This is a genomic window from Chamaesiphon sp. GL140_3_metabinner_50, from assembly GCF_025361915.1.
In the GTDB taxonomy this organism is placed as follows: domain Bacteria; phylum Cyanobacteriota; class Cyanobacteriia; order Cyanobacteriales; family Chamaesiphonaceae; genus Chamaesiphon.
In genome coordinates this window covers 1-8481 of record NZ_JANYJC010000350.1, presented here as the reverse complement: position 1 = coordinate 8481, position 8481 = coordinate 1, and the positions used below count along the sequence as shown (strand labels likewise).

The window sequence follows — 8481 nt, the reverse complement described above, 5'->3', positions numbered from 1 at the left end:
GGTGAGCAGTAAAACTCGATCGATCCGCTGCGGATCTAGGTGCGCTTTGACATGTTCGCACCCTTTGAGCCAGCCGCCAGACAAATTAGTCAATCCACCCGCCCGGATGCGTCGGATTGCTGCTCTGAGCGCGTTTTTATTGGTGACAGCTTGGGGTGGTACGACGGTATCGATCGAGTCATCATAAGTCACGATCGAAAAGGTATCATTAGCGGCTAATCGCTCGACGATCGATTCAGCCGCTTCGAGTGCATGATACAGCGGCGAACCCGCCATCGAGCCGGATCGATCGATCGCCAGTGATAAATTAAGATTGCGGCGTGGCGATTCTGGTAGATCGGATCTGAGCCGAATCAAAATCTGGGTATTTAATCCTTTACCAGTAGGTAAAATGGCAGGATCGAAATTGCAGCTTGTATTAATCATACTTGTCCTTGTATAAGCTCTTGGCGATCGATGATGGCTTTGTCTAATATGCCCCAAAATCCCATTCCTTAACCAACGACTCCAGCTTCAAGCTTTGCGCGTTGCCAATCTGATTCTAGTCCAAATCGCTCTACCCAATCTTGGAGATAAACAAAATCTAACTTTTCTTGCTGTACTTTCAAAACGCCTAAAATATCTCGCCACTGCTTATCAGATTGACTTTCTTGCCGCCAGATTAGTTTAGTAATAATGACATCTTCTGGTGATGCAATCGCGACTTCGCCACTTCCTGGTAAGGTATACAAGCGTTTTCGATCGAATTTAATGCGATCGTATTCATCTTTACCGGAAATCATCAAGTCTATATTCTCAATCGTTTCTAAATGGGTGATATTGAGACAGTGTGAACTTCCAGCTAGAACATCCGTCAAGCCAGCTACATAGAATCCCTGGGCTTCAAAATTGGCAGCCAAGGTGGGTAAATCGACTAAATCGATCGCAATGACCACATCAAGATCGATCGTGGCTCTAGGCTCACCATGAGCGATTGCAGCTACTCCGCCAGTAATATAGTAAGGGATATTCGCCGCATTTAAGATCTGGGCGAGGATGGCGGCAATTGCCGTCGGATCCTGATTCCAGCTCATTGAATTTACGGGTATATAATCGATCGGATATTTCGATTGTAACCAAGCCTGTGCAATCTTCTGGGCGAAAGCCGTTGCTGTTAATTCGGGAAAGCTCTGGCGCAGACATTCAAGTGATAATTTTCTGGCACTTTGCTTATATTTAGCACCCAAAATTAGCCGCTCTACAGTGGTGCGCTGGCGATATAAGTGAAAGCGGACTAAATCGGCGTTAATATTGGTATCGATCGATTGAGAGCGATATCCTAATGGTGCGGTATTAATGGGTAATTGAATTGGTAATGACATGCAGTTTTCAACCAGCATCTAGAACTTCATCAGCGGTTAAATTTAATGATGCACCCTGAAATTCTAATTTGTCGCTACCTCGATAAATTTGCTCTTGATATCCGGCTGGTGTTAGCGTCAAAACTATAATTTCTTTGACATGTGGATCGACAATCCAATAGAGCAGAATTTCTCGGTCTAGATACTGATTTCGTTTGGCAATATAATCTCTGTCTCGTTGCAAATTCCCAGGACTGACTACTTCCACGACCAAATCTGGTGGTGCCATATTTAATCTAATTGTATTGCGATCGCGTAACTGTTCGATATGTTCGGTTTTAATAATCGTCAGATCGGGATAACGATTTCGAGGTTCGCCATTTACTTCCAACTCTAGCCCATGTCCCCGAACTCGCAAATAGCCGACAATCTGAGCAAACTGGATGAGAAGTTTATTTGCAATCCCGATATTAAATCCCGATTCTGGCGGCACTTCGACTAATTTTCCATTGAATAATTCGTACAACCGATTGTTGCTATCGATGTACTCTAAATATTCCTCAAAAGATTCAAATCGCGGATGCTTGACTACTGCTTCGGTCGATAATATCATCGAATGAAAACTCCTGGCGATCGCTAGATATATTGTAACAAACTCAACATCGATCCTCAATCGATGAGATGAATTGGCCCGTGGGTATTGGCACTAAAAAATTGGCGGATGAGGGGATTATCAGTGGTGTCGATGTCTTCAGTTTTGCCATCCCATTGGACTTTACCTTGATAGAGAAACACGATCCGATCGGTAGTGCGGCGGATGGTACTATTTTGGTGAGTAACCATTACATAGGTACTGCAACCATCTTCGACATTTTGTAAATCTCGGACTAAATCTTCAATGACTGTAGAGGCGATCGGATCTAGCCCAGCAGTTGGTTCGTCGTATAATAGAACCTCTGGATTATCTTCAGGATGTTCGGGATTTGCCATAATTGCACGAGCAAAACTAACCCGTTTTCGCATCCCTCCAGATAATTGCGCGGGGTATCGATCCGCGACACCTGCCATTCCGACTAGGGCTAATTTAGCATCTACCAGTTCGCGAATATGTTTGCGAGAAATCCGCGACTGTTGAAATAACCGAAAGCCGACATTTTCTTCGACGGTGAGCGAATCGAATAAGGCGGCTTGCTGGAATACCATCCCAATATAAATCGGATCGTTACCATCTTCGATCGATCCGCGCCGCAATTCGCCCCGAATGTATACTTCGCCCTCATCTGGAGTCAATAAGCCAGCAATGATGCGAAGAATCGTCGATTTACCCGTTCCTGATGGCCCAATTACGCCTAAACCCTGTCCTGGATAAATATCCAGATCTAAGCTATCTAAAATTACGCTATTACCAAAGGCTTGAGAGACTCCGCGTAGTTGAATTATCGGTTCCATCTAGAAGGGGATAGGGTAAATTAACTAATCTGCGGAATTATACTTTTGAGTGAATATACCACCAATTGCGGTAATTGCGGCTAGAGATAATAATACAGTAGGAACGCCTAAAGCTGTTTCGGCGATTCCGGTCAGTGCTAGCGGAAGGCTGAGGGCGATATTAATGGCGTTATTTTGCAGTCCGAATACTTTACCGCGCATTTCTTCTGGCGTTTCGCTTTGAATGGTAGTTTGCATGGGAATCATCACACTCGCGCTAAATACGCCCATGCCGACTAAGCATAATAGACTCAGCCACAGCGATTGAGAAAATGATAACCCAATTAAAGAGGCTGCGACCCCCAGCGAACCATACAAACTCAACTGGGTGCGAGATAATTTGCGATCGAGATAACTCAATGCTACCGCGCCTAAGCCCATCCCGACACCACCAGCGGCTAACAGAAAGCCAAATTGGGAAGCTTTAATCTCTGGTAATAATTCTGCCATCCGCACGGCAACTACGGTCATCGAAGCAATTACCGATTGGATGATTACCAGTTGAATCAGTGCGCCTTTGATCTGTTTATGCTCTCCCAGATAGCGGATGCCATCTTGGAGATCTGCTAGAACGTGCGGTTCGTCTCCTGTGAGGATTTGCTTGGTTTCCCCCGTTCGCATCACGAGCAGAAAAATTCCGGCAATGACATAACTAGTACCGACTAATAATTCTTTACCGATATTTACACCTAAACCCACGCTTGCGCCGAGACTGTCTGCCAATGCTAGAATAGGTTCGCCGATCGCAAACCCGACAATTAGCGAACCCATCGCCGTGGTGGTGTAAAGAGAATTCGCTGCAAGTAGATTTGGCTTATCGACAATCATCGAAATTGCCGATTGCTCTGCGGGGGCAAAAAACTGACCCAAAGTAGACACCATAAAAGTGACTGCTAAGAGAATTTCAAACCCCAATGGTAAATTGATAAATACTTGTCCCTTAGTCAACCACAGCAAAAATGGTACGACTAGCACCAATCCGCCCCGGAACAGGTTGGTAATTACTAAAACCTCTTTTTTATGCCACCGATCGACAAAGACCCCCGCCAAAGAGCCAAATAGTACCGCTGGAATCGTATTTGCAATCAGGATCGCCGATACCCAAGCACTAATACTCTGATTTTCTGACTGAAATCGACTTTCAATAATGGCAATCATCAACACCACATAGACTTTATCGGCTAGTTGCGAGAAAATCTGTCCGCTCCACAGGGTGACAAAGTTACGATTTTTGAGAACTGTAAAAAATCCCGGCTGAGGCTCTAAATTATCGGTATGTGTTTGGATCGCGGTACCGTCGCCATTTGCCGTTACTGGATCTGCTGGAATTTCTGAGCTGGCGGATCCGGTAATTGTGGCATCTGTCAATTCACTTTCTGGTACTTTGTCAAAATCAGATAATCGCATTGAGTAACGGGGTAGGGCTGTGATCGCCGCAAAAATTAAAGTTTAATGTTAAAAAGTTGATGCTGTAGATTAAACATGTTCTATGTCTTCTATTTTAAAGCGATCCGGGTGAGCGCGACAGCAGGATGCTCTGTAGCTGTACATATATTTCGTTCTAGATCTGGATGTGTCAGGTAGTTAGATTCTAAGTCAACGATAATTGCTAGTTTTAGTCTCTGACGATCGCAAAAGCTTCCTCTATGTCGGTTTGACAGCTTTTAGTGTAGCGGGTTTCGACAGCTAGTGTGGGACGGCTACTACCAATTATCTAAAAAATACCAAATTATCGATCGCACACAACGTTGCTATTTTAAAGTAGGTTGGGTTGAGAGCAACGCGAAACCCAACCTACGCAAGTTATTAAATCCTCATTCTTACTTCTTACTCCCATCTCCCATCTCCCATCTCTCTACAGATCGATCAATGCTGCCGATCGAATCTGAATGTTAAGGTGATAATGAATATATTGACGTAAGATCCTCTCAAGCCGTCTCCAGCCGCCTGCTAGCTCCAAATCTGAGATAGTTTCGAGGGTAAATCGATCGATTGCCATTTCTAGTCGATCGAGGCTAGGATCTGATAAGTGCTGGAACAAGAGTAAATCTAGTGCATTCAGGCGATAATCGACGGTAATACTCGGATCTTCTCTGGCTGTTGCTAATTCGACGATACTTCCGGCTTCGATACAAAAGCCGATTTGCCAGTTAATGGTCTGGAAATTGGGTTCGATCGCCTGTCTGGTAACATAGCAATGGTATAACTGAGGCGCAATTCCCCCCAACGCCAATAGATGAAAAATGCCCTGACACAAATGCGCGATCGCCGCAGTGCTATCGTTGAGATCGAGGTTATTTAATCTGCCTAAATGGAGCAGTAATAATTGATATAATTCCTCTTGCGGATGGTCGCTCAAAGCTTGCGCCAACACAATTTCGGCTAAATATTGACTGGCGGCTAGTTTACCTAAATCCCCGATCGATCTACCATATACAGTGAGCGTTTCTGCTTGGGTAATTTTATCTAGCGATCGACCTTTGACAATTAATAAATTATTTACCATAAATAGTGCGCTGCGTCCGCCCAAACTAGATTTGGATTTACGCGCACCAGGAACGATCGCTTTTATTAAACCACGTTCGCGGGTGAGAATTGTCAACAGTCGATCGCTTTCCCCAATTGGAATAGCTTTAAGATTGATACCTGTGGCTTTATATGTACCGCTCATAAACTAGGTAATGCTGACCGAACTCAATATACTATAGACTTTATAAGTGCCGAACCTACCGTTCGCAAGCAAATCGTCCAATTGCTGTTAACACCAGAGAAACTAGTGACTGAACAGAGAAATTTCCTCCGAAATATTTGGTACTACGCTTTACCCGGACGACAGCTCAAACCAGGGCAACTGTTTGCCAAACAATTGCTCGGCGAACCTATCGTGTTCGGACGTACTCATGCTGGCGAAGTCTTCGCACTGCGGGATATTTGTCCCCATCGCGCCGTTCCGTTAAGTTGTGGACGATTTGACGGTACTGCAATTGAATGCGCTTACCACGGCTGGCGATTTGACGAAACGGGACAATGTACGCTCATCCCGGCGTTGAATGACAACCAGGATTTAGATTTGAGTAAGTTTCAAGTTCGTCGCTATCCTGCGTGCGAATCTCAGGGCAATGTCTGGATTTATATGTCCGAGCAGGAGCGGGGGGAAGTCATCCCCAAATATCCCGTACCCGTGGTGGCTGGGTTTGAAGATGCGGTTTATCAATCTACTTATACGATGAAGTTTCCCTGCTTTATCGATCATGCTGTCGTCGGTTTGATGGATCCCGCTCACGTTCCCTTCGTCCATCGGGCATGGTGGTGGCGATCGGATGCTATTCTAACAGCAGAGATTAAAGCCTTCGATCCTTCACCCTATGGCTTTACCATGCGCCGCCATCGGCTGGAGCGACAAACTTTTTTCTATCGCTTGCTCGGCGGTGACGCAGATGTCGAAATCGCCTTCCAGCTACCGGGGGTAAGAGTCGAGCAAATTATTACCAACACCAATCGCGTCGCCAATCTCACCGTAATTACCCCAATCTCAGAGACAGAAACTGAGGTCACCACGATGTTTTATACTACCATCGGCTGGTTCAAACCGTTGCTGCCGATCCTCCAACCATTTATTACGACCTTTTTGGGACAAGATCGAGATATGGTGGTCAAACAACAAATTGGACTCAAGTACGATCCCCCATTAATGTTAATTAGGGATGCAGATACTCAAGCCAAATGGTACTACCAGTTGCGATCGGAATTCACCAAAGCCGATGCAGAAAATCGTGAATTTGTCAACCCAGTCAAGTCGCAGATTTTAAGCTGGCGCAGTTGACTGGTAAGGCTGGTTAAGATTGTTCGCGATCTACAGAACTCGAACCCATGAGCATATCTTCTAGTTCCATGCGTTGTTCCATCTGACGGAGGAAGTAGCCTGTCATCATCGCCGAACCTAAAAGATTTGCCAGGTTGTCGCGGTCTGTAGTCACTTGGACGCTGAAGCCTTCACTTGGCAACATTCCCAGTAAACCCTGAATGTTGTGAGTGATAATATCTTTTACCTGGGGGGTTGTCGCCTTAGCAATTTGGGCTAAGACTTCTGGGGATTGATGTTGAAGATACTTGAGTAATTGATTTACTTGAGCATCTTCAGATTTGCGTTCCAGAAAATCAGGATTAAATGCCATTATTACTTTAGTTAGATGGAGCGAGTTTGCGACCGATCGATCTTGAGCGATTCTCTGTTGTTAGAGGCTACGCCAACTACTCGATATAACTATCATACTGTGTTATCGAGGTGGATGACAGCGATCGAATCGCTAGTGTTATTATGCCCTCAGAACGGTTATCCGCATTCAGGCGATCGGATTTAGTTTTCAAACGGGATGCTAGCAAGCGGCTAGAGTAGGCAGCTTCAGCCAGATTGAGTGGGGAGATCCACCCCATCAGGATCGATGGTTGCGAGATCGATAGGAGTCGATTCTTCGAGATCTTTACTGACTGCGGCTACTTGTAAAATGGGTAGATCGTTGAGTTCGTAGGTACGATGAAATTTATCGGTAACTTGCAATAATGACGATCGACTTCCCGATTGACGACGTTTGCGAACGAAGCCTACCTCTACCAATTCTTGAACGTGTTGATAAGCTCCACTCCCTCGCAATTCTACCAGATCTGTTTGGGAAATCGAGCCTTTAATGGCGATCGCTGCCAGCGTTCGTAATGCACCCGTACCGATTTCGGGGGGAATCATTTTATCGATTAGAGCTTGGAATGAAGCTCTCAACTGGAGCGTATAACCAGTTGGCGTTTCGACAACTTCCAGCGCGCTATCTCGGTGCGCGTAGTCGTCCATTAACTCCATCATGGCAGTTTCCGCCGCATCGCGATCGCACCCCGCACATTCGGCAATAAAGGCAAGATCGAGAGCTTGTCCCTTGAGATACAAAATCGCTTCGATTTGGCTGGAGAGACGAAACATTCTTTAAGGGGTATGGGCTAGGGAATAGGGGATAGTGAGCTTTTTATTTAGTAAGCTGTAGAATAGGTAATATCTTAGCATCTAGGTTGCGATCGACTCTCATCTTGTCAATATTTTATGTATCTTTATAAAATTTAGAGCATCTGAACTGATGATTACTTTTGACTCGGAGATGGAAAAGTTGCCGCCCGAACGGAGAGCGAGAATTGAAGCAAGAACTAATCTTTTACGTCGAAGATCGCTAAATCTTACATATCGTCTAATTCTTCTATTACTCGTTCGCAAAATCCTTCCACACGATTGAATTCAATGCCACGCCAATAACTTGTCAATCCATCAAAAGATAAATAAAGATCGAAAAATGGATATAAATTATCGGGTTCGCTCAGAAGCAGTTGCCAGAAATCGGCGGCAATTTTTTTGTAGGTTTGTAAACATCGCTATTTCTGTAAACCAACCATGATGAATCCGAACTGACATGTTGTTTAACTAATAACGTGGCAGATCTGACAGTTTTTCCTCTAATATTGAGTTGATTTTATAGATATTTGGATTGACTTAGATCTCGATCGCATTTACTCAACCTTACTCAATAAATACCAACTCATCTGGTGCTAATGCCATTTCATCGAGAGTTTGCCAGCCTGGATTCCATTGCTTGGGATCTTTGGTGGCTTGAGCATT

9 protein-coding genes are annotated in these 8481 nt (G+C 44.8%); 1 reads left to right on the top strand and 8 read right to left on the bottom strand.

Features of this window, described 5'->3' with window-relative positions; translation table 11 throughout:
- The 6 genes from Q0R35_RS17190 to recO all read right to left on the bottom strand — a co-directional run.
- The coding region (locus Q0R35_RS17190; protein WP_295621260.1) for a VWA domain-containing protein at positions 1-426 on the bottom strand (426 nt) is incomplete at its 3' end.
- Positions 427-494: 68 nt separating this feature from the next.
- A complete protein-coding gene (locus Q0R35_RS17185; protein ID WP_295621258.1) occupies positions 495-1361 on the bottom strand; it encodes a hypothetical protein in 867 nt (288 codons plus the stop codon).
- A gap of 7 nt (positions 1362-1368) precedes the next feature.
- Positions 1369-1953 carry a Uma2 family endonuclease gene (locus tag Q0R35_RS17180; RefSeq protein ID WP_295621255.1) on the bottom strand — a complete coding sequence of 195 codons (585 nt, stop codon included), beginning with the start codon at positions 1951-1953 and terminating at the stop codon, positions 1369-1371.
- A 56-nt stretch (positions 1954-2009) separates the two neighbouring features.
- The gene (locus Q0R35_RS17175) at positions 2010-2789 is read right to left on the bottom strand and encodes an ATP-binding cassette domain-containing protein (RefSeq protein ID WP_295621252.1); all 780 of its coding nucleotides are present in this window, start codon (positions 2787-2789) and stop codon (positions 2010-2012) included.
- 24 nt (positions 2790-2813) lie between these two features.
- Complete coding sequence (locus tag Q0R35_RS17170) at positions 2814-4235, bottom strand: MFS transporter (protein WP_295621249.1); 1422 nt, start codon at positions 4233-4235, stop codon at positions 2814-2816.
- 448 nt (positions 4236-4683) lie between these two features.
- Positions 4684-5499, bottom strand: coding sequence for a DNA repair protein RecO (gene recO / locus Q0R35_RS17165; RefSeq protein WP_295621246.1), 816 nt, complete (start codon positions 5497-5499; stop codon positions 4684-4686).
- A gap of 105 nt (positions 5500-5604) precedes the next feature.
- On the opposite strand from recO, the gene Q0R35_RS17160 reads away from it, so the two are divergent.
- Entirely contained in the window at positions 5605-6651 is a 1047-nt protein-coding gene (locus Q0R35_RS17160) for an aromatic ring-hydroxylating dioxygenase subunit alpha (RefSeq protein ID WP_295621242.1), read from the top strand.
- Positions 6652-6664: 13 nt separating this feature from the next.
- Here Q0R35_RS17160 and Q0R35_RS17155 read toward each other — a convergent pair whose 3' ends face one another.
- The gene (locus Q0R35_RS17155) at positions 6665-7003 is read right to left on the bottom strand and encodes a DUF760 domain-containing protein (RefSeq protein WP_295621239.1); all 339 of its coding nucleotides are present in this window, start codon (positions 7001-7003) and stop codon (positions 6665-6667) included.
- Positions 7004-7230: 227 nt separating this feature from the next.
- On the bottom strand, positions 7231-7797 hold the full coding sequence (scpB, locus tag Q0R35_RS17150; RefSeq protein WP_295621236.1) for an SMC-Scp complex subunit ScpB: 567 nt from the start codon (positions 7795-7797) through the stop codon (positions 7231-7233).
- Positions 7798-8481 lie beyond the last annotated feature (684 nt).